This is a genomic window from Nocardioides sp. (genome assembly GCF_036267815.1).
In the GTDB taxonomy this organism is placed as follows: Bacteria; Actinomycetota; Actinomycetes; order Propionibacteriales; family Nocardioidaceae; genus Nocardioides.
In genome coordinates this window covers 1-20,709 of sequence record NZ_DATAVI010000024.1, presented here as the reverse complement: position 1 = coordinate 20,709, position 20,709 = coordinate 1, and the positions used below count along the sequence as shown (strand labels likewise).

At 71.5% G+C, this 20,709-nt stretch carries 20 protein-coding genes; 7 read left to right on the top strand and 13 right to left on the bottom strand.

Annotated elements, in window-relative coordinates; all coding sequences use genetic code 11:
* Positions 1-495 (top strand): TetR/AcrR family transcriptional regulator (locus VHW64_RS04035; protein ID WP_329649222.1); only part of this gene is annotated, 495 nt, incomplete at its 5' end.
* Here the strand turns inward: VHW64_RS04035 and VHW64_RS04030 are convergent.
* Genes VHW64_RS04030 through VHW64_RS04020 form a run of 3 tightly spaced genes read right to left on the bottom strand, consistent with a single transcriptional unit; the run spans position 492 to position 4,114 of the window.
* Positions 492-713, bottom strand: a complete 222-nt coding sequence (locus tag VHW64_RS04030; protein WP_329649221.1) for a hypothetical protein — start codon at positions 711-713, stop codon at positions 492-494. The genes VHW64_RS04035 and VHW64_RS04030 overlap by 4 nt on opposite strands.
* 54 nt (positions 714-767) lie before the next feature.
* Positions 768-1,439 carry a hypothetical protein gene (locus VHW64_RS04025; protein ID WP_329649220.1) on the bottom strand — a complete coding sequence of 224 codons (672 nt, stop codon included), beginning with the start codon at positions 1,437-1,439 and terminating at the stop codon, positions 768-770.
* Positions 1,436-4,114, bottom strand: coding sequence for a DEAD/DEAH box helicase (locus tag VHW64_RS04020; RefSeq protein ID WP_329649219.1), 2,679 nt, complete (start codon positions 4,112-4,114; stop codon positions 1,436-1,438). Before VHW64_RS04020 ends, VHW64_RS04025 begins: the two co-directional genes overlap by 4 nt.
* Positions 4,115-4,251: 137 nt before the next feature.
* Here VHW64_RS04020 and VHW64_RS04015 point away from each other — a divergent pair, with 137 nt between their 5' ends.
* From VHW64_RS04015 to VHW64_RS04000, 4 genes are read left to right on the top strand one after another with little or no spacing between them, the layout of a single operon-like run.
* Positions 4,252-4,956: a helix-turn-helix domain-containing protein gene (locus tag VHW64_RS04015; RefSeq protein WP_329649218.1), complete on the top strand. Its 705-nt coding sequence runs from the start codon at positions 4,252-4,254 to the stop codon at positions 4,954-4,956.
* A complete protein-coding gene (locus tag VHW64_RS04010) occupies positions 4,953-6,221 on the top strand; it encodes an MFS transporter (RefSeq protein WP_329649217.1) in 1,269 nt (422 codons plus the stop codon). The genes VHW64_RS04015 and VHW64_RS04010 overlap by 4 nt, the downstream gene beginning before the upstream one ends.
* A gap of 33 nt (positions 6,222-6,254) precedes the next feature.
* Positions 6,255-7,826: a DHA2 family efflux MFS transporter permease subunit gene (locus VHW64_RS04005; RefSeq protein ID WP_329649216.1), complete on the top strand. Its 1,572-nt coding sequence runs from the start codon at positions 6,255-6,257 to the stop codon at positions 7,824-7,826.
* The gene (locus tag VHW64_RS04000; RefSeq protein ID WP_329649215.1) at positions 7,823-8,506 is read left to right on the top strand and encodes a peptidoglycan-binding domain-containing protein; all 684 of its coding nucleotides are present in this window, start codon (positions 7,823-7,825) and stop codon (positions 8,504-8,506) included. Before VHW64_RS04005 ends, VHW64_RS04000 begins: the two co-directional genes overlap by 4 nt.
* Here VHW64_RS04000 and VHW64_RS03995 read toward each other — a convergent pair.
* Genes VHW64_RS03995 through VHW64_RS03980 form a run of 4 tightly spaced genes read right to left on the bottom strand, consistent with a single transcriptional unit; the run spans position 8,494 to position 13,881 of the window.
* The gene (locus VHW64_RS03995; protein ID WP_329649214.1) at positions 8,494-9,231 is read right to left on the bottom strand and encodes a 2-phosphosulfolactate phosphatase; all 738 of its coding nucleotides are present in this window, start codon (positions 9,229-9,231) and stop codon (positions 8,494-8,496) included. The genes VHW64_RS04000 and VHW64_RS03995 overlap by 13 nt on opposite strands.
* Complete coding sequence (locus VHW64_RS03990) at positions 9,228-11,180, bottom strand: M13 family metallopeptidase (protein WP_329649213.1); 1,953 nt, start codon at positions 11,178-11,180, stop codon at positions 9,228-9,230. Before VHW64_RS03990 ends, VHW64_RS03995 begins: the two co-directional genes overlap by 4 nt.
* Positions 11,181-11,190: 10 nt before the next feature.
* Entirely contained in the window at positions 11,191-12,423 is a 1,233-nt protein-coding gene (locus tag VHW64_RS03985; protein ID WP_329649212.1) for a M15 family metallopeptidase, read from the bottom strand.
* A 51-nt stretch (positions 12,424-12,474) separates the two neighbouring features.
* Positions 12,475-13,881 (bottom strand): MFS transporter, encoded by a 1,407-nt coding sequence (locus tag VHW64_RS03980; RefSeq protein WP_329649211.1) that lies wholly within the window; start codon positions 13,879-13,881, stop codon positions 12,475-12,477.
* Positions 13,882-13,966: 85 nt separating this feature from the next.
* Here VHW64_RS03980 and ppgK point away from each other — a divergent pair, with 85 nt between their 5' ends.
* Positions 13,967-14,728 (top strand): polyphosphate--glucose phosphotransferase, encoded by a 762-nt coding sequence (gene ppgK / locus VHW64_RS03975; protein WP_329649210.1) that lies wholly within the window; start codon positions 13,967-13,969, stop codon positions 14,726-14,728.
* Positions 14,729-14,750: 22 nt separating this feature from the next.
* Here the strand turns inward: ppgK and VHW64_RS03970 are convergent, their stop codons facing one another.
* Genes VHW64_RS03970 through VHW64_RS03955 form a run of 4 tightly spaced genes read right to left on the bottom strand, consistent with a single transcriptional unit; the run spans position 14,751 to position 17,920 of the window.
* Complete coding sequence (locus VHW64_RS03970; RefSeq protein ID WP_329649209.1) at positions 14,751-15,242, bottom strand: glutathione peroxidase; 492 nt, start codon at positions 15,240-15,242, stop codon at positions 14,751-14,753.
* Positions 15,239-16,618, bottom strand: a complete 1,380-nt coding sequence (locus VHW64_RS03965; RefSeq protein WP_329649208.1) for an NAD-dependent malic enzyme — start codon at positions 16,616-16,618, stop codon at positions 15,239-15,241. The genes VHW64_RS03970 and VHW64_RS03965 overlap by 4 nt, the downstream gene beginning before the upstream one ends.
* A gap of 40 nt (positions 16,619-16,658) precedes the next feature.
* On the bottom strand, positions 16,659-17,261 hold the full coding sequence (locus VHW64_RS03960; RefSeq protein WP_329649207.1) for a DedA family protein: 603 nt from the start codon (positions 17,259-17,261) through the stop codon (positions 16,659-16,661).
* Positions 17,261-17,920, bottom strand: a complete 660-nt coding sequence (locus VHW64_RS03955) for a hypothetical protein (protein ID WP_329649206.1) — start codon at positions 17,918-17,920, stop codon at positions 17,261-17,263. Before VHW64_RS03955 ends, VHW64_RS03960 begins: the two co-directional genes overlap by 1 nt.
* Before the next feature lie 34 nt (positions 17,921-17,954).
* Between VHW64_RS03955 and VHW64_RS03950 the strand changes: the two genes are divergently transcribed.
* Entirely contained in the window at positions 17,955-18,620 is a 666-nt protein-coding gene (locus VHW64_RS03950) for an aminotransferase class IV (RefSeq protein WP_329649205.1), read from the top strand.
* Positions 18,621-19,730: 1,110 nt separating this feature from the next.
* Here VHW64_RS03950 and VHW64_RS03940 read toward each other — a convergent pair.
* Positions 19,731-20,189 carry a hypothetical protein gene (locus VHW64_RS03940; RefSeq protein WP_329649204.1) on the bottom strand — a complete coding sequence of 153 codons (459 nt, stop codon included), beginning with the start codon at positions 20,187-20,189 and terminating at the stop codon, positions 19,731-19,733.
* Positions 20,190-20,280: 91 nt separating this feature from the next.
* The gene (locus VHW64_RS03935) at positions 20,281-20,634 is read right to left on the bottom strand and encodes a hypothetical protein (protein ID WP_329649203.1); all 354 of its coding nucleotides are present in this window, start codon (positions 20,632-20,634) and stop codon (positions 20,281-20,283) included.
* Positions 20,635-20,709 lie beyond the last annotated feature (75 nt).

Below are 20,709 nucleotides of genomic sequence, written 5' to 3'. Positions count from 1 at the left end.
CGGGGGTTCCACGGCGTGTCCGTCGCCGAGATCGGGAAGGCCTGCGGCATCACCGGGCCGGCGCTCTACAAGCACTTCGACTCCAAGGACGCCGTGCTCGCCGCCATGCTGGTCGGGATCAGCGAGCGACTGCTCGAGGAGGGCCGTGCCCGCGCCGACGGCGCAGCGTCGCCACGAGACGCACTGGACTCCCTGGTGGCCTGGCATGTCGACTTCGCCCTGCGCCACCGATCGCTGATCGTCGTCCAGGACCGCGACTGGCAGTCGCTGCCGCCGGCCGCGCGCGAGCGGGTGCGCCACCTCCAGCGGGAGTACGTCGAGGTGTGGGCCGCCCAGCTCCGCCGCGTCCACCGGGGCCTGCGCAGCGACCGAGCGCGGGTGATGGCCCACGCCGCCTTCGGGCTGATCAACTCGACGCCGCACAGCGGTCTGATCGCCGACGAGGCGATGCGCGTGGTGCTGCGCCGGATGGCGATGGGCGCCCTGCTCGGCTAGGAGTCGTCCCCCGCGGGCGAGACGTAGGTCCACTCGTCGCCGTCGCGCCGCTCGATCCGGCGGATGAACACCGGCGGCGTTCGATGACGCCTGACCTCCTCGAGCCAGACGAGTGCCTCGCCGTCGGTCGGCAGCTCCGCGACATCGATCACCTCGCCGCCGCGGTCGAGCAGTCGGTAGGTGGAGGTGGTCGTGGTGAGGTCTCCCGCGTCAGTCATGACCACACCCTCGCACCAGGCACCGACAGTCCTCCACCGGATTCGGTGGCAGGCTCACAGCAGGTGGGTGATCTCGGTCGTCGGGTCGTCGGCCAGCGCGAGCACCCGCGCGGCGCGGGCGGCGGCGTCCATGGCCACCGCGAGGTCGTCCGGCCGCGGATCGGACTGCGGGTGGCCGGGGGCCAGGTCATCGGGCGTGAGGCCGCGCAGGCGCAGCAGCACCCACGGGTCGCCGTCGACCAGCCAGGCGACCTGGAGCATCACCGCCAGGGCGTGGACACATGGGTCGACCCAGGCTCCGCAGGGGCAGGCCGCGCCGAGCTCGCCGCCGTAGGGCAGCAGCTCGACACCGGCCTCCTCGGCCTGCTCGACCAGCCGGTGCGGGAGCTCGCCGGCCATCAGTGCCGCGAGATGACCGGACTCACCGGCCACCACGCCCAGGAACGCGCCGTGGCTGACGGCGTCGAGCGCGGGAACCGTCGCGCCGACCGGCCAGACGTCGGCGCGATGGTGCACCTCCGCCACCAGCGACCCCCGGCCGACGGTGATCCCCCCGATCGTCCCGCTGCGCGAGAGCTGACGAGCCGCGTGCAGGTCCGACTCGGCGTACGACGCCTCCTCCACGGCCCGCACCCAGGCCCGGCCCCACCAGGTCGCCGCCCGGGAGGTCGAGCGCCGGGGCGGGATGCGGGAGAAGGTCACCGCGGTCGTCGCAGCGCTGCTCACGGCATCCTCCGCAGCGCGACGAGGTCGAGCAGCTCGTCGTTGTCGAGCTCGGTCAGGGCGGTCTCACCATGGGCGAGAACGGCGTCGGCGAGCGACCGCTTGCGGCGCAGGAGCTCGGCGACCCGCTCCTCGACGGTGCCCTGGGTGACCATCCGGTGCACCTGCACCGGCCGGGTCTGGCCGATCCGATGGGCCCGGTCGGTCGCCTGGTCCTCCACGGCGGGGTTCCACCAGCGGTCGACGTGGACGACGTGATCGGCGCGGGTGAGGTTGAGCCCGGTCCCCCCGGCCTTGAGCGACAGCAGGAACACCGGCACCTCGCCGGCCTGGAACGACGCCACCATCGCCTCGCGACGCCGCACCGGGGTGCCGCCGTGCAGCAGCTGGTGCGGGACGCCGGAGCGAGACAGGTGGTCCTCCAGCAGCCGGGCCATCGCGACGTACTGGGTGAAGACCAGCACCGAGGTGTCCTCGGCCAGCACGGTCCCGACCAGCTCGTCGAGGAGGTCGAGCTTCTCCGAGCGCCCGGCCAACCGGCCGCCGGACTGCTTGAGGAAGTGCGCGGGGTGGTTGCAGATCTGCTTGAGCCCCGTCAGCAGCGCGAGGACGAGTCCCCGCCGGGTCTCCTCGTCGGCTCGTCGGATCCGCTCCATCGTGTCGCGGACGAACGACTCGTACAGCACGACCTGCTCGCGGGTGAGCCCCAGGAGGTGGTCGGTCTCGGTCTTGTCCGGGAGCTCGGGCGCGATTCCGGGGTCGCTCTTGCGGCGACGAAGCAGGAACGGGCCGATCAGGGCGGCCAGCTGCTTGGCCTTCGTCGGCTCGTGCCCGGACTCGATCGGCGCGGCCCACACGCGGCGGAAGGCCTGACGGCTGCCGAGCAGCCCCGGGGTGGCCCAGTCGAGGATCGCCCAGAGCTCGGTGAGGTCGTTCTCCACCGGGGTGCCCGTGAGGGCGACGCGGGCGGCCGACGGGATCGCCCGCAGGGCCCGCGCGGTCGCCGAGCGGGCGTTCTTGACGTGCTGCGCCTCGTCTGCCACGGCCAGGCCCCAGCCCACGGTCGCGAGGGTGGGGGCGTCGCGGCGAAGAGTGCCGTACGTCGTCAGCACGAAGCCGGGGTCGGGCCGCTCGGCCGTGGCCTCGAGGCCGTCGAGCCGGCGCTGGCCGCCGTGGAAGCGGCGTACGCCGACGCCCGGGGCGAAGCTCCGGATCTCGGCCTCCCAGTTGCCCAGGAGGGACGCGGGGCACACCACCAGGGTCGGTCCTGGCCTGCGGCTCGCGCGCTGGAGATGGAGCGCGATCAGGGTCACGGTCTTGCCCAGCCCCATGTCGTCGGCCAGGCAGGCCCCCAGTCCCAGCGAGGTGAGGGTGTCCAGCCAGGTGAAGCCGTGCCGCTGGTAGTCGCGCAGGGTCGCCGCCAGCCCCGGCGGGGCCGGGAGCGGCTCCGCGGTGGCCGCACCGAGCAGCTGCTGGCGGACCCGGAGCACGCTGGCTCCCACCACGACCTCGGCCGGGGCGTCCTCCACCTCCACCACCCCGGTCAGCGCCGCGGCCACCGCCTGCGCGGCCGGGACCGTGCGGATCAGCCGCTTGCGCGCCTTGCGGGCGACCGCCGGGTCGACGACGGTCCAGCCCCCGCGCAGCCTGAGCATCGGGGACGAGGCGCGGGCGAGCCGGTCCATCTCCTCGTCGGTGAGGGGCTCGCCGCGGAGCGCGACCTGCCAGTTGAAGGTGAACAGCGCGTCGCCGCTCAACACGCCCTCGACCAGCTGGCCGTCGCGTCGGCCCGGCGCGCGGTCGAGCGTGGCGGTGACCCGGAGGTCGCGACCCAGGCTGCGCGGCCAGAGCACGTCGACCCCCGCCGCGCGCAGCGCCGCCACGCCGTCCTCGAGCAGGCCGACCAGGTCGTCGGTCTCGAGCCTGAGCTCGTCGGGGACGCGCTGCTCGAGCAGACGCTCGAGGGGAGACCAGACCGACGCCGCGTCGCGCAGCGCCAGGACGGTGTGGGTGCGCGCACGGTCGCCGAAGCCGTGCACCGACGGCGGGTCGGCCCACAGGCTCGCCGCGTCGCACACGTGCACGGGATCGAGCTCGTCGTGCACCTGGAGCACGAGCCGGCAGGCGCCCGCGACCAGCTCCCCCTCGTCGGCCTCCACACGCAGCGAGAGCGTCACCAGCTGGGGCAGGTCGGTGCGCGCCTGCGCATGCCGGGCCACGAGGCCCTGGAGGCGGCTGGCGAACGGCTCGGCCGACTGCGGCTGATGCGGGGCCGGCGCAGTGCGGGGCATGGTGTCGACCACCGCCTCCACCACCCGGCGAACGACGGTCTCCGCGAGGTCGGCAGACACGCCGTCGTACGCCCGGGACGCGGCGAGCCTGCGGAGCCGGTCGTCGTCCTCGGGGTCGAGCCCGGCCGGACGCCAGGAGCCGTCGCGCGGCTCGAACTTGCCGGCCGCCACGAACCGCATCCCCACCAGGGACGCCGCCGCGAGCAGCGCGACCGAGGGGTGCGCCTCGGCCGACGTCCGTGCCTTCGCGAGCACCGGCAGGGCCGCCCGGATCGGGAGCGTGATCGTGCGGCGACCGGCCACCCCGTCGGTGAACTCCACGGTCGACTCCCGCGGGAGCGCCCCGGCGTGCAGGGTCGCGGGACCGGTCAGTGGCACGAAGCCCACGCGTCACCTCCCCCTCGCCGCGAACCGCCGTCGCGGAATCACCAGCCCCGCCGCGTCGTTGCCGACGGTATCTACCGACACCGACACCGGGGTCCGCACGGGTTGCAAGAGTCCTTTCGAAAGGATACTTTCAACCCGTGTCGACCACGAAGGGAGCGCGCGATGACCTCGCGACGCAAGGGCCAGGCGAAGCGGCGGGCGAAGCGGCGGGCGCATCCCCACGAGACCCACGACAAGGAGACGCGGCAGCGGCCGGACCGTCGTACCGACGGCTGAGCGACCCGCGCGAGCTCCAGGCCCTCGCCCACCCCGTGCGCCTGGGCATCATGGAGCTGCTGACCGTCGACGGTCCGCTGACGGCGACCGAGCTGGCCGACCGGCTCGACGAGAGCCCCGCCAACTGCTCGTGGCACCTGCGCAAGCTGGCCGAGCACGCCTTCGTCGAGGAGGCCGGCGGCGGCATCGGGCGGCAGCGCCCGTGGCAGGTCCGCCAGATGGGGCTGGCGTGGGACGACGTCGAGGCCTCGCCGGGGGAGCGCCGGGCCGGTCGCGCGCTCTCGGAGATGCTGCTCCAGCGCCAGGTGGCCCGCTATCTCCAGGCCAGGTCCCAGCTCCTCGACGACGGCGACGTCGACTGGGCTGACGCCGCGACCAGCAGCGAGCACGCCAGCTGGCTCACCGCCGACGAGCTCGACGCGCTGAACCTCGAGATCCGCGCCGTGCTGGAGCGGTACGCCGCGCGGCTGACCGACCCGGCGCAGCGCCCGTCGGGATCGCGCCTGTGCGAGCTCGTGGCCTGGGGGGCGCCGCTGCTGCTGCCCGGGCTCGAGGCGACCCCGTGAGGCGGGCCTTCCGGCAGCCCGGCTTCGGCCGCCTGTACGCCGGGCTGACGACGTCGTCGTTCGGCGACTCGGTGATGCTGCTGGTGCTGTCGATGTGGGTCAAGACGATCACCGGCTCCAACGCCCAGGCCGGGCTCACGTTCTTCTTCCTGGCCGTTCCGGCCTTCGCCGCCCCCCTGCTCGGGATCGGGATCGACCGCGTGCGCCGCAAGCCGCTGCTGGTCTGGGGCCATGTCGTCTCGGGCCTCATGGTGCTCCCGCTGGTCCTCGTCCGCGGCCAGGGGCAGGTGTGGCTGATCTGGGTGGTGGCAGCCGGCTACGGCGTGTCGTTCATCGTGCTGCCCGCCGGGCTCAACGGGCTGCTCAAGGAGCTGATGCCCGACGAGGCCCTGGTCGACGCCAACGCCTCCCTCCAGACCACCAAGGAGTCCTTCCGGCTGTTCGGGCCGCTGCTCGGAGCGCTGCTGTTCACCTGGCTCGGCGGCTGGGCGGTGGCGGTCGTGGACGCCGCGTCCTTCTTCGCCGCCGCCCTGGTCATCTCCACCCTGACCCTGTCCGAGGAGCGGCCGGAGGCCGAGACGACCCACCTGTGGGCGCAGCTGACGGCGGGCCTGCGGCACCTGGCCGGTGAGCGGGTCCTCAAGCACGTGCTCGTCGGCTTCGCGGTGTGCATCCTGGTCCTGGGCTTCACCGAGTCCGCGATCTACGCGCTCCTCGACGCGTTCGGCAAGCCGCCGACCTACGTCTCGGTGATCGTCTCGGTCCAGGGAGTGGGCGCGGTCGCAGGCGGCCTGTGCTCGAGCGCGGTCGTCAAGCGCCTCGGCGAGGTGGCCACCTGCGTGGCCGGGCTCGCACTGCTCGTCGTCGGCATCGCCGTGATGGGCTGGACCCACAGCTTCGTGGTCGTCTGCGTGAGTGCCGCGGTGTTCGGGGCCGCGCTGCCGGTGATCACGGTCTCGCTGATGACGCTGGTCCAGCGCCGTACCCCCCAGGTCATCATGGGCCGGGTCTCGGCCGCGATCGAGGTCGTGATGGCGACGCCGCAGGCGATCTCCCTGGCGCTCGGCTCACTCCTGGTCGTCCTCCTCAGCTACCGCCAGATCTTCGCGATCATGGCCGTCGTCACCGCCGTCGCGGCGGCCTACATCGCGCTCCTCCTGCGCGACCAGATCAGCACCGACGTGTCACGTCCGGACGCCCCCGTGCGTCAACCCGAGAGCGAGAACGCCGCCATCGGCTCGCCGGTTGTCGGCGGTAGTCCCTAGGCTCGACACCAGACACACGTACAGGGGAGTCAGATGAGCACAGAGATCGAGAGCCAGGCCGGCGGCGGCGCCACCGCGACCAACGACGGCAAGCTCGACGCGCGCGTGATGGTCGTGGCCGGTGTCGTCGTGCTCGGCGCGATCATGTCGATCCTCGACATCACCGTCGTGGCGGTCGCGCAGCGCACCTTCCAGGACATCTTCGCCAAGACCCAGGCCCAGGTCGCCTGGACGGCGACCGGCTACACCCTGGCCCTGGCCACGGTGATCCCGCTGACGGGATGGGCCGCCGACCGGTTCGGCACCAAGCGCCTCTACATCATCGCGATCGTGCTCTTCACGGCTGGCTCCGCGCTGTGCTCGACGGCGACCAACCTCGAGATGCTGGTGACGTTCCGGGTCCTCCAGGGCCTGGGCGGCGGCATGCTGATGCCGCTCGGCATGACCATCTTGACCCGGGCGGCCGGGCCCGAGCGCCTGGGCCGGGTGATGGCCATCCTCGGCGTGCCGATGCTCCTGGGCCCGATCTTCGGCCCGATCCTGGGCGGCTGGCTGATCGACGTCGCCTCGTGGCACTGGATCTTCCTGATCAACGTCCCGATCGGCGTCATCGCGGCGGTCTACGCCTGGCGGGTGCTCGACCGCGACGAGGTGCATCCCTCGGAGAGCTTCGACTTCGTCGGGATGCTGCTGCTCTCTCCTGGCCTGGCCCTCTTCCTCTACGGCGTGAGCTCGATCCCGGCCGCCAAGCAGCAGCACGGCACGATGTTCACCGGCCAGGTGGTCATCACCAGCGTCGTCGGCCTCGCCCTGGTCGTCGCGTTCGTGCCCTGGGCGCTGCGCCGCCACAACATCCACCCCCTGGTCCAGCTCCGGCTGTTCACCAACCGCTACATGACCGTCGCGGTGGTGACGATGACGCTGTTCGCGATGGCGTTCTTCGGCGCCTCCCTGCTCTTCACCCTCTACTTCCAGCAGGTCCGCGGCGAGTCGCCGTTGATGTCGGGCTGGCTGGTCGCGCCGCAGGGCTTCGGGGCCATGGCCACCATGCCGATCGCAGGCTTCCTGGCCGACAAGATCGGCCCCGGCAAGGTGGTGCTCACCGGCCTGGTGCTCGACACGGTGGGCATGGCGATGATGGTGCCGATCGACGACAAGACGTCCTACACCTACATCATCACCGCGTTCGTGGTGATGGGGCTGGGCATGGGCTCGACGATGATGCCGGTGTTCACCGCCGCGCTGGCCAGCCTGAAGAGCAACGACGTCGCCCGGGGCTCCACGCTGATGAACATCACCCAGCAGATCGCCATCTCGATGGGGACGGCGCTGTTCTCGGTGCTGTTGACCAGCGCCTACAACAACCATAGGTCGACGGTCGGGCCGACGCTCGCCCTCCAGAACGGCGCGACTCCCGGCCAGCTGCACCTGTCCGAGAGCCAGGCCCACGCCCTGACCGCTCAGGGGCTGCACTTCATGGGCCAGTCGTTCGGCGGGGTGTACCTCGTGGCGACGGTGCTGGTGGGGCTGTGTCTGGTGCCGGCCTTCTTCCTGCCGCGTCGCCCGGCCGAGAGCCAGGTCGACCCTGCGACCATGGTGGTGTGAGCGCCAACCGACTCCTGGCCCTGACCGTCTCGGCGGTCCTGGGCATCGTCGGTGGCGTCGTCAGCGGCAGCCTGCTCGACCGCACGCACGCGGTCCACGACCCGCTGGGTCTCGGGGTCTCGTTGGTCGACCAGGCCTGCACCGGGCAGAGCGTGCTGGTCACGATGGCCAGCAGGTCGCAGGCCGCCCTGGCCTCGGCGGTCGCCGAGGATCCCGACCACACCCGCTATCTCGAGATCGCCGGTTCGTGCCCTACCGTCTGGAAGCAGAACGCAACGGCCCACGGGTACGCCGCCTACCTCGGGCCCTACACCTCGGTGAGCCAGGCCTGCCAGGCCCGGATGACGGTGGCCCATCGCGGCGACGTGGTCACCAAGCTCCAGAACGGCGCCACCGCACCCGTGCAGTGCCTGTGCTACCTCGACTACGTCTCGCTGCCGCTGCTGCGGCCGGGGATGGACGTGACCGCCCGCGACGGCATCTTCGTCCGGGGGCTCCAGAAGCTGCTCTACACCCTGAAGCTGAACCCCCACGACACCGAGACCGGGCTCTACGACGCGGCCACCATCAGCCAGGTCCGGACGTTCCAGGGCTTGGACAGCCTCCGCCAGAGCGGGATCGTGAGCCCTCCCACCTGGCACGCCCTCCAGGGCAAGGCCTGCAAGCTCTACGTCGGCTGACCGGCGGCACCGAAGGCCTCCCCGCGCAGCACCGGCACGACCGTCGAGGCGCCCACGGCCCCCGCGATCTCGACGTCCCGCCCGAAGCCGCCGTCGACCAGCTCACGGCCGCTGACACTGGCCGGCAGCGCCGCCGCCACCTCGTCGCGGACGGCGTCGTACGCGGCGACGGCCATCCGTGCCTCGGGGCCGGCCCCGGCCAGGTCCAGCTCGGCCAGGACCGCGCCCGCGCCCCAGAGGTCCTCGACCGCCGGGCGCAACGACCCGTCCGGCCATCGCTCGCCGGCCGCCACCACGCTGACCCGTCCGGTGGTGTCGGCGAGCCAGGCACCCACCGCGGCCGCGTTGCGCAGGCAGGCCCCGACCACGGCAACCCGGGCGTCGGCCAGGGCGAACGCGATCGAGGACCCGTTCGGCGACGGCAGCACGACCCGCTCCATCCCCGAGGCCGAGTCGAACGACGCCGGCGACAGGCTGACCTCGCCACGCGCCAGGCCCTCCCGGCGGCCACGGGCGAGCACCGCGTCGCGCGCCTCGGCGTACGCCGGGGCCTCCGCCGCTGCCCACGGGAACGGGTAGACGGCGATGCCGAGGTCCACGGCCACCGAGAGCGTCGTGGTGAACGACAGCACGTCGACGACGACGGCCACGTCACCGGGCTCGGCGTCCGCCACGAGGGCGCGGGCCCCCGTCGGACCCCAGTCGAAGCGCAGGCGGTGGCTCACCAGATCCGGACGCGGGCCTCGGGGTCGAGCCACATCCCGTCACCGGGCTCGGTGGCGAAGGTCGTGTGGAACTCGTCGAGGTTGCGCACGACGTTCGCGCGGAACTCCGGAGGGCTGTGCGGGTCGATGGTGAGGTACTGCTGGTCGAGCTCCTTGCGGCGCTTGGTGCGCCAGACGAACCCCCAGTTGAGAAACAGCCTCTTCACGTCCTCGGTGCTCACGTCGCCGTCCCGGGCGATGACGTAGGCCGCCAGCGCGATCGTGAGACCCCCGAGGTCGCCGATGTTCTCGCCGACCGTCAGCTCGCCGTTCACGTGCTCGCCCGGCAGGGCCCGCGGCTCAAACGCGTCGTACTGCGCGATCAGGGCCTGCTGCTTGGCCCGGAACCGCTCCTTGTCCTCCGGCTCCCACCAGTCCTGGAGGTTGCCGGAGCCGTCGTACTTCGCCCCCTGGTCGTCGAAGCCGTGCCCGACCTCGTGGCCGATGACCGCGCCGATGCCGCCGTAGTTCTCGCTGGGCTCGGCCTCGGGTGAGAAGAACGGCCTCTGGAGGATCGCGGCCGGGAAGCAGATCTCGTTCATCCCCGGGCGGTAGTAGGCGTTGACCTCCTGCGGCAGCATCAGCCACTCGCCGCGGTCGACCGGCGACCCGATCTTGGCCAGCTGACGGCGGGTCTCGAACGCGTTGGCCGAGAGCACGTTGCCGAGCAGGTCCACCGGGGAGAACGCGAGCTCGGAGTAGTCGCGGAACTCGTCGGGGTAGCCGATCTTGGAGCGGAACATGTCCAGCTTGGCGTAGGCGCGCTGCTTGGTCTCCTCGCTCATCCAGTCCAGCTTCGAGATGGACTCGCGATAGGCGCGCAGGAGGTTGCCGACCAGCTCCTCCATCATCGCCTTGGACTCCGGCGGGAAGTGCCGGGTGACGTACTCGCGCCCGACCGCCTCGCCCACCGAGCCCTCGACGACCGCGACCGCGCGCTTCCAGCGCTCGCGCAGCTGCGGGGTGCCGCTCAGGGTGCGTCCGTAGAAGTCGAAGTTCGCCTCGACGAAGGCCGCCGGGAGGTACGGCGCGGCCATCCGAACGACGCGCAGGGTCAGCCACACCTGCCACTGCTCGATCGGCACCTCGGCGAGCGCCGTCGACAGGTGCTCGAGGTAGGAGGGCTGGCGCACGCAGACCTCGGCGATCGACTCCACCGGGCCCCCGAGATTGCGGACGAAGGCCTCCCAGTCGAACGCCGGGCACAGGGCCTCGAGCTCGGCCCGGGTGAGCAGGTTGTAGGTCTTGTCGACGTCGCGGGTGGCCGCGCGCTCCCAGTGCCCCTGGGCCAGGCGCGTCTCCAGCGCCAGCACGGTCGCCGCGTCGGCGGCGGCGTCGGCACGCCCGACGAGGCCGAACATCGTGGTCAGGAACGCGGCGTACTTCTCCCGGATCTCGGCGAACTTCTCGTCGCGGTAGTACGACTCGTCGGGCAGCCCCAGGCCGCCCTGGACGAGGTTGAGCAGGGAACGCTCGGAGTCCTTGGCGTCGGTGTCGACGTAGACGCCGAACGCGCCGCTGCCGCCGACCTGCTCCAGCTCGCCCAGGAACGCCGCGAGGTCGCGGACGTCGCGCAGCCCGGCCACCGCGTCCAGCAGTGGCTGGATCGGCTGGGTCCCCAGCGCGTCGACGGTGGCCTCGTCCATGAACGACGCGTACAGATGGGCGATCCGGGCCGGGTCGCCGTCGAGCCCCCGCCGCCCCTCGGCGACGTCCTCGGCCAGCTCCTCGATGATGACCCGCACCTGCGCCTCGGCGGCGTCGGCGAGCATCATGAACGGCCCCCATCCGCCCTTGTCGTCGGGGATCACCACCGTCTCCAGCCACCGGCCGTTGACGTGGCCGAACAGGTCGTCCTGGGGGCGTACCGACAGGTCCATGCCCTCGCGGGCGTCATCCAGCGTGCTCACCCGCCAGAGCCTACGTGGCCGGATGCACGATCCGGTTCAGCTCGAAGTGCATGGGGTCGGTGAACCCCCAGGTCCCGCCCCAGGTGAAGCCCCACTTCTCGAAGATGCCGACGACCTGCCGGTTCATCCGGCCCACGGTGCCGCGCTCGTTCTCCGGCACGTTGAGGTCGAAGGCCAGACCGAAGGCGTGGTTGGACAGGGTCGTCGTGCCGGCGATGAACCGCGGCACGAAGCACCCGCCGTACTGCTGCGGATGGATGGCCGACGACAGCCCGTCGGCGGCGATCTCCTCCAACGCCGCCCGCAGCTGGGGGAACATCGCGGTGTTGCAGGTCATCGGGCCCACGATCGGCATCGTCCGGGTCGAGATGTGGGCGGCCACCCACGACGCCTGCGGCTGGATCCGGCCTCCGCCCAGCACGGTGTAGCTGTAGGTGCCGACCGCGGCGGCAGCGCCGCCGACCAGGATCGCGGCCTGGACGGCGTGCGGGTCGAGCCCGAGCCGGGCGGCGACGTCGAGCCGTTGCACCGACGCGTCGTGTCCCACGATCTGCTGGATCGGCGACCGCACGGCGTTCGGGGTGCGGTCTCCGGTGGAGATCAGCAGGGCGTTGCCCCGCGGCATGCCGAGGGTCTTGGCCCAGGTCTGGTTGACCACGGCGTCGACCTGCGGGACCTGCGGCGAGTAGGCACCGACGTGGACCCGCGGCGCACCGGCTCGGGCGCCGAGCCGGACGTAGCCGGACCTGTCCACCTGCCGGCGGAAGCTCGCCCGCAGCGCGAGCTCGCCGTCGGCGACCCGGTTCCACTCGGGCTGGAAGGCCGCGACCCGGTAGCTGGTGAAGCTGCGGTACGTCGCGGGGTCGACCGCCGCGACGTTGACGGCGTGGTCCTGGATGCTGACCTGCGCCCAGCTGAAGCGCAGCACGTCGGCGACGCCGGCGAGGTGCCGGACGCGGCGCATCATCGCGTCGGTGATCGGCTGCTGCCGCAGGACCATCACGTCGGCGGTGCGCAGCGGCGCCTGGAACGGGCCCGGTCGCGCCATCGCGTGCGGCCCGACGCCCGGCGGCGCGGAGGTTGTGGCTCCGGTCGTGGGCGAGGTGGTTGGTCCGGTCGTGGGCGAGGTCGTCGAGCCGACCGCCATGGGGTGCGAGCCCGACGAGCCCGCACCGCAGGAGGTGAGCAGCAGACCCGCGACGCACCCGATCACGCTGGCCCGCGTGCGTCCCCCGGCCTCCATGGGGGCCAAGGCTAGTTGGGGCTGGTTGGGGCTGGTTCGGGCTGGTTCGGGCTAGTTCGCGCTCGTGGGGGCCGAGCTCACCGGTCCGTGGGTGATCGTCAGCCAGGAGACCACGCCGCCGAGGGCGAGCAGCACCGCGCAGATCACCATCGCCTTCCCGTAGGCGTCGTCGAAGACGCCGGGGTCCGCATACTCGTCGCCCGACAGCCCGACCGCCACCGGCAGTGCGGCCACCGCCAGCAGCGACCCCGCGCGGGCCACGGCGTTGTTGACGCCGCTGGCGATGCCGGTGCGGTCCTCGGGGGCGGCCGCGAGCACGGTCATGGTCAGCGGCGCCACCATCAGCGAGAGCCCGAGCCCGAACACGACGACGGGGGGCAGCACGCCGGTCCAGTACGACGTGCCCGCGTCGACCCGCGACAGCCACAGCACCCCGGCCGCCATCACCAGGGGACCCAGGGTCATCGGGATCCGCGGGCCGATCCGGGCTCCCAGCTGTCCGCCGCGTGCGGCCAGCAGCAGCATGACCACGGTCAGCGGAAGGGTCGCCAGGCCCGCCTTCAGCGCGCCGTACCCCAGCACGGTCTGGAGGTCGATGACCAGGAAGAACAGGATCGCGCCGAGCGCCGCGTAGACCAGCAGCGTCATCGCGTTGGCGGCGCTGAAGTTGCGGGAGGAGAACATGCTCAGCGGCATCATCGGGTGCGCCGAGCGATGCTCCACGACCAGGAACGCCACGCCCGCGACGACCCCGACCACGAGGGCGAGCAGGGCATAGGTCGTCCGCCACTCGATCAGCCAGTAGGTCAGCCCGCCCAGGAACACCGCCGCCAGCGCTGCGCCGAGGGCGTCGAAGGGGCCGTCGGACTCCGCCCTCGTCTCCGGGACGTACCTCAGGGCCACGACCACCGTGACCGCGGCGAGCGGTGCGTTGATCAGGAAGATCCAGCGCCAGCTGGCGTACTCGACCAGGCCGCCACCGAGGAACGGACCGATCGCCGCCGCGATGCTGCCGAGCCCCGACCAGGCGCCGATGGCGCGCCCACGGTCGGCGCGGGCGAACACCGCCTCGATGATCGCCAGGCTGCCCGGGGTCAGCAGCGCCCCGCCGATCCCCTGGAGGACCCGCGCCGCGATCAGCAGCGTGGGGTCGGGAGCGAGGCCGCACAGCACCGACGCCACCGCGAACCACACGACGCCGACCAGGAACACCCGCCGCCGTCCCAGCCGGTCACCCAGTGCGCCGCCCAGCAGGATCAGGCTCGCCAGCAGCAGCAGGTACCCGTTGGTGATCCACTGGAGCTGGGCCAGCGAGGCGCCGAGGTCCTTGCCGATCGTCTTGAGCGCGACGTTGACCACGGTCCCGTCGAGCATCGCCATCCCCGAGCCCAGCACCGCCGCGAGGACCACCCCGCGACCGACGGTGGAGGAGTACTCGATCGTTCCGGCGCTGCTCACCCGAGCCAGTCTAGGAAGGGCCGGCGCAGGGGTCCGGACATATCGCGAGGTTGCTCCCAGCGTCCGAGCCGGGGAGATTGGCCCCATGAGTGGGAAGGGATCGGGCCTGCCGTTCGGTATCGACTTCGGCGGCACGGGCATCAAGGGAGCGCCGGTCGACCTCGAGAAGGGCGAGTTCGCCCAGGACCGGGTTCGCATCGACACCCCGCATCCGTCGACACCGGACGCGGTCGCGGAGGTCTTCGCCGAGCTCCTCGGCAAGTTCGAGTCCTCCGACGGGCCGGTCGGGGTGACCGTGCCCGGGGTCGTGGTCAAGGGCGTGGTGCACTCCGCGGCGAACATCGACAAGCACTGGATCGGCGAGGACGTCGACCAGCTGATCACCGCGAAGACCGGACGCGACGTCCATGTCGTCAACGACGCCGACGCGGCCGGGCTCGCCGAGGTGCGGTACGGCGCGGCCGAGGGCCACCGCGGGCTCGTCATCGTGACGACCCTGGGCACCGGCATCGGGTCGGCGCTGGTCTACGACGGCGTGCTGGTGCCCAACTCCGAGCTCGGCCATCTCGAGGTCGACGGCCACGACGCCGAGCGTCGGGCGGCGTCCAGCGTCCGCGAGCGCGAGGACCTGTCGTGGCACGACTGGGCCAAGAGGCTGACGACGTACTACCGCAAGCTCGAGCAGCTGTTCTCGCCCGAGCTGTTCGTGGTCGGCGGTGGCGTCAGCAAGAAGGCCGACCAGTTCCTGCCGTTGATCGACATCGAGACCCAGATCGTCGCGGCCAAGCTGCGCAACGCCGCGGGCATCGTCGGCGCCGCGCTCTACGCCACCGAGGCCAGGGAGTAGCGCGGCCCGGCTGCGCAAGGGGTCAGGACCCGAGCAGCCGCTCGATGTCGTCGGTCAGGTCGGCCGGCGTCTTCTGCGGGGCGAACCGGTCGACGACGTTGCCCTCGCGGTCGAGCAGGAACTTGGTGAAGTTCCACTTGATGGCACCACCGATCAGGCCGCGCTTCTCGTCCTTGAGCCAGGAGTAGAGCGGATGGGTGTCGGCGCCGTTGACGTCGATCTTGGCGAACATCGGGAAGGTCACGCCGTAGGTGCGCTCGCAGAAGCCGGCGATCTCCTCCTCGGTGCCCGGCTCCTGGTGGCCGAACTGGTCGCACGGGAAGCCGAGCACGGCGAAGCCTCGGTCGCCGTAGGCGTTGTAGAGCTCCTGGAGGCCCTGGTACTGCGGGGTGAAGCCGCACTCGCTGGCGGTGTTGACCACCAGCACCACGTCGCCCACGAAGGTCGCGAGGTCCTCGTCCTTCCCGTCGATCGTGGTCGCGTGGAAGTCGGCCAGGGTGGTGGGTTCGCTCACGTGTCAGCTCCTCGGATGGCGGCGGCGACGGCCTTCGGCACGTCGGGATGGAACACGGTCGGGATGATGAAGTTGGGGTTGAGCTCGTCGTCCTTGACGACGTGCGCGATCGCCTGGGCCGCCTTCAGCAGCATCTCGGTGGTGATCTCGCGCGCCCGGGCGTCGAGCAGCCCGCGGAAGACGCCGGGGAACGCCAGGACGTTGTTGATCTGGTTGGGGAAGTCGGAGCGGCCGCTGGCCACGACGGCGGCGTAGCGCTCGGCGTCGGCAGGGTCGACCTCGGGATCGGGGTTGGCCAGGGCGAAGACGACGGCCTTGTCGGCCATGTCGCCGATCCACTCGGCGGGCAGGGTGCCCGGTGCGCTCACGCCGATGAAGACGTCGGAGCCGCGCAGGGCGTCGTGGAGGTCGCCCCGCAGCCGCGAGGCGTTGGTGCGGGTGGCCAGCTCGGCCATCGCCGGGCTCAGGGTCTCGTCGTCGGCGGACAGGATGCCCTCCTTGTCGCAGACCACGACGTCGCCCGCTCCCCCGGCCAGGAGCAGCGAGACGATCGCCGATCCGGCGGCGCCGGCTCCCGCGACCACGATCCGCACCTCCGACAGCCGCTTGCCCACGCACCGCATCGCATTGGTCAGCGCGGCCAGCACGACGATCGCCGTACCGTGCTGGTCGTCGTGGAACACCGGGATGTCCAGGCTCTCCCGCAGCCGGCGCTCGACCTCGAAGCAGCGCGGGGCCGCGATGTCCTCCAGGTTGATGCCGCCGAAGCCCGGCGCGATCCACTCGACCGCTTGCACGATCTCGTCGGTGTCCTGGGTGTCCAGGCAGATCGGCCAGGCGTCGATGTCGGCGAACCGCTTGAAGAGCGCCGCCTTGCCCTCCATCACCGGCAGGGCCGCGCCGGGCCCGATGTTGCCGAGCCCGAGGACCGCGGATCCGTCGGTGACCACGGCCACGGAGTTGCCCTTGATGGTCAGCCGGCGGACGTCCTCGGGGTTCTTGGCCAGCGCCATGCTGACCCGGCCGACACCCGGGGTGTAGGCCATCGAGAGGTCGTCGCGGGTGCGCAGCGGCACCTTCGAGTTCACCTCGATCTTGCCCCCGATGTGGAGCAGGAAGGTGCGGTCGCTGACCTTGTGGACCTCGACGCCCGGCACCTCGCGGACGGCTCCGACGACCACCTCGGCGTGGTCGGCGTCGGCCGCCGAGCAGGTGACGTCGACGACGAGACGCTCGTGGCTGGAGTCCGCGACGTCGATGGCGGTGACGATGCCGCCGGCCTTCGCGATCGCCGTCGCGACAGCACCGACGACTCCGTGGTCGGGCGCGGTGTGCAGTCGCATCGTGATGGAGTACGACGACGGGGTGGCCGACATGACCCTCACCCTAGCCGGGGCGTGCGTGGGGTCTGCGGGGTCAGGCCTCGCGCGAGCGACGGTGCCAGGCCCACAGCACGCCGACCACGATCACCACGACGATCACGGCGCTGGTCACCCCGAGGGCGTGGGTGATCCGACCGATGGAGTGGGCGGCGAAGAAGCCCAGCAGCACGCAGGCCGTGGCCCAGATGACGCCCCCGATCACGTTGAAGACCAGGAACCTGCGGTACTCCATCCGGCTGGCCCCGGCCAGCCCCGGCATCACGGCACGCAGGAACGCCGTGAACCTCCCCATCACGACGGCGCGCCCGCCCCGGCGACGCAGGTAGGCCTGGGCCAGCTCGACGCGCTCGACGTGGTTGCGCAGCACCGGCGCCCGGACCAGGCGTGGTCCGAGCGCTCGTCCGACCTCGAAGCCGACGCTGTCTCCGGCCACGGCCGCGACCACGACCAGGGCGAGGACCAGCACGACCGAGACCTTCCCGGCGTCGGCGAGCACTCCGCCGTACACCACCGCCGTCTCGCCGGGCAGCACGAAGCCGAAGAGCAGCGCGGCCTCGCCGAAGACCACCGCGACGATGATCAGCAGCGCGATCCAAGGCGGCACGTCGAGCAGGGTGTCGACGACCTTCTGGACCATCAGCCCACCAGGTGGGTGCGCACCCGTGCGCGCTCGCCGACCGCGACCGGGTTGGTGTGGTCGCGCAGCTGGATCTCGACATCGCGGTCACGCAGGGCCACGACCAGCGTGGTCGGCCCCGTGCTGGTGACCTCGCCGTTGACGACATAGGTGTCGTCCTCCTGCCGGTCCAGCAGCGAGCCATCGTCGCCGGCCCGCACGTCCTCCAGGGCGATCCCGACCAGGGTGGGACGCCGGACCAGCCGGCCCCGACGCCAGGTCAGCAGCAGCATCAGGCCGATCAGCGCGTCGGCGACCAGCGTCACCAGGAGCGGCGTCCAGGAGCGGACCTGCCCGTCGACGTGGAAGACCTGCGGGCTGCCCTTCAGCACGCGCACGGGCAGCTGCTTGGTCCGCGCTGCCTCCTCGCCGACCGACTGCTCGACCTTCACCGTGTGGCCGGTCCGGTCGGCGTCGACGCTCTTGGGCAGCCTGAACGAGACGTCGAAGTCGCCGCCGTCCTGGCGGACCCCGGTGACGGTGGCCGTGACCAGGACGCCGTCGGTCACCGCGCGGTGGAGCTCCCACTCGTGGACGGCTAACGGCACGTTGATCACCAGCAGGGCCACCACGACGGTGACGAGCCGACCCCACCGGAACCCGTCGCGTCGCTGCGCCATGCGCGCCAGTATGACCGCCGGTACCGTCGCGCACATGCGGCCCGACCCGGCGTACGGCGTGTTCGACACGCTCCTGGTGCGCGACGGGCGGGCTGTCGACCTCGACGCGCACGTGCGCAGGCTGGCCGCGTCGGTGAGTGAGGTCTACGACGCCTCCGTGGACGTCGAGGACCTGTCGCGGCGGATCGCCGCGGGCGCGGCGGGGCTCGGGACGGCGCGGCTGCGCACGTCGTACTCCCCCGAGGGTCGGGCCTGGCAGGCCGAGGCCACCGCGATCTCGGTGCCCGGGCTCTCCCCACGGACGCTGGTCGCACGCGAGCTTCCCGGTGGGCTCGGCGACCACAAGTGGTCCGACCGTCGGGCCGTCCGTGACCCCGAGGGCGCCGACGACGTGCTGGTGGTGGACGACGGATGGGCGCTCGAGTGCGGCAGCGCGACCGTCTTCGCCGTGCTCGGCGGTCGCGTCGTCACGCCCGCGCTCGACGGACGCATCCTCCCGGGCACCGTCCGGGCGCGGGTGCTCGCCCGGCTCCGGTCGGAGGGCGTGCCCGTGGACGAGCGCCCGGTCGCGGTCGAGGAGCTGACCACGGCCGCCGAGGTCTTCACCACCAGCTCGATCCGCGGCGTCCAGCCCGTGGTCGCCTGCCACGACCTCGCCAGCTGGCCCGTCGGGCCCCTCGTCCGGCGGCTGCGGGACTGATTTGCCAGGCTCCTGGCAAGTCGCGCAGAACATTCGGGCAACCCCTTCCGACGCCGGAAGATCTCCAGTTGAATTCTCTTTGTGGCCAGGATCTTCGGGGGGAGAGCCACCACACCAGCCGGCACTGACAACCGGGGGGAATGTCAGAGCTGATGGAGGTCCGCTACCGACCGGGGGGACGGAAGCAGGCGCCATAGCCCCCGCTCGCATCGCGAGCGGGGGCGCCTCACATTTCGGCCCCTTGGCATCTCGGGGCGCTTGTCGGAAACCCCGCTGAAGCGGGGGATTTGGCACTTCCCGGGGGTTGCAGCGGCCAAGAAGTGTCAAAAGAGGCCAGGAAGTCCGCGTCGTCGAGTGATCCGAGCGGCTTTTCCTGAGAAATCCCGCAAAACCACGGCCGGTGGCGTCATGAACCGCGGATTCTGTCGTTTCATGGTCAGGTGACGCTGTGCTCCGACGGGGACGGCGTCAGCTACATCAGCCGCTCGACCGGGGGGACGAGTTCGGCTGTGGGGGGTCTACTACCGGCCGGGGGGACGGAAGCAGGCGCCAAAGCCCCCGCTCGCATCGCGAGCGGGGGCGCCTCCCATTGCGGGGAGTCCCGGTCGGCCACGACGTGGCCCGTCTCGGCAGCCGAGCGGGCGACGGGACGCACCGCGGTGGCATGCGGATGTCCACGAGGACGACGTCGGGTTGGCGCGCACACGCCAGGTCGAGCGCCTCGTGACCGTCGACAGCCTGTCCCACCACCTCGAGGTCCCGGTCGGGGTGATCAAGCCGTGATGGCGTTGAGGCGGGTCACAGTGACCTCGGCGGTGATCTCTTGCATCCGCCTTGCCGGGCAGCCCACCCGCCCCAGGTCGAGACCTGGGGCTGATCGTGCGCGAGGGGGGAGTTGAACTGCCAAGGTTGACTCGACGCCCTGGACCCCCGAGGCCCCGATTCGTGCTCAAACTGAGCGTGAAGTGCACGGTGGAACAGCAAACGACATCCTTGGGATACGCCGACCTACACGGTCGGTAGCACATGGGTTAGCACATGGGATCGGGCGGCAGTTGGTGTCGCACATGTGCGATTGCCCGAGACCGCCGCGGCTTGAGCGTGACGGATCTACTGCCGTTCCAGGAGTCCCCAAGCCTCATCGGTCAGGCCCTGCGACACCAGGTACGTCGCTAGATCAACGAAGGAGGAGCGGTCAAGGGGCTGCCCCGCTGTCCACGTTGCATCGCACTCGGGACACACCCTGAGCGGCTCGCCAGTTGCGATCACTCGATAGTGATCGACGTTATCCTGCGAGCATCGCGGGCATGCGAACCTCGGATCACCTGCCCGGACCACCTCCAGGTGGAACGACGCGCCAGCGATCTCTTCGACCTTGGCGAGGATCCCCGACGCTACCTCCGGGCCACCGAAGCCAACGACCTGAATCCGCGTCGGTGAACCGTCGGCGATCCGGACCCGGCGAGCGGGCTGGAACTCCAGGAGCAGGTATTGGATCCGCTTGAACTCTGCTTCGCCGATCGCGGTCGGCCCATCGGCGACCAGATCAAACTCAGAGGTGTCGATCACGGGGGACACAGTAGGTCTCTTCGCTCTCCACCCGCACTCTCAGCGCGAGCGGCCTTCTCCAGCGCGCGACGCGTGCGAATCGCCGCTTCCGTCACTGCTTCCAGGTCAAGGGCCCGTCTAGCCGCGCGGTCGCGACAAGGAGCGTGCCCATCCCGTAGTCGTACACGAACTCGTACAGCACGTCCGAGTCGGCAACCAGGGCGGCGAAGCGGGAGTCGGCCTTGACCGCATCCCCGATGAGCTCACGTGCTCGGGTCAAGGCGGTGGTGGCGACGCCGCCAAGCCGATCTGGAGTCGGTCCGTCGCCCCTGAGTGGGTCAAAGGGGCAGGAGAACTCGACGTGCAGCCTCCGGCGCGTTCGCTCGGTGGCGGGGTCACAGCAGAGCGCAAGTTCGGCGAGGCCTACTATCGCCTCGCCGGATTCGAGCAAGTCCAACGCGGCCACCCAACGACGATCGGTCACCGCGCCTACGTGGAGTGAAATCCGCGGCCCGACCATGAGCCCATCCTCTCAACGGAG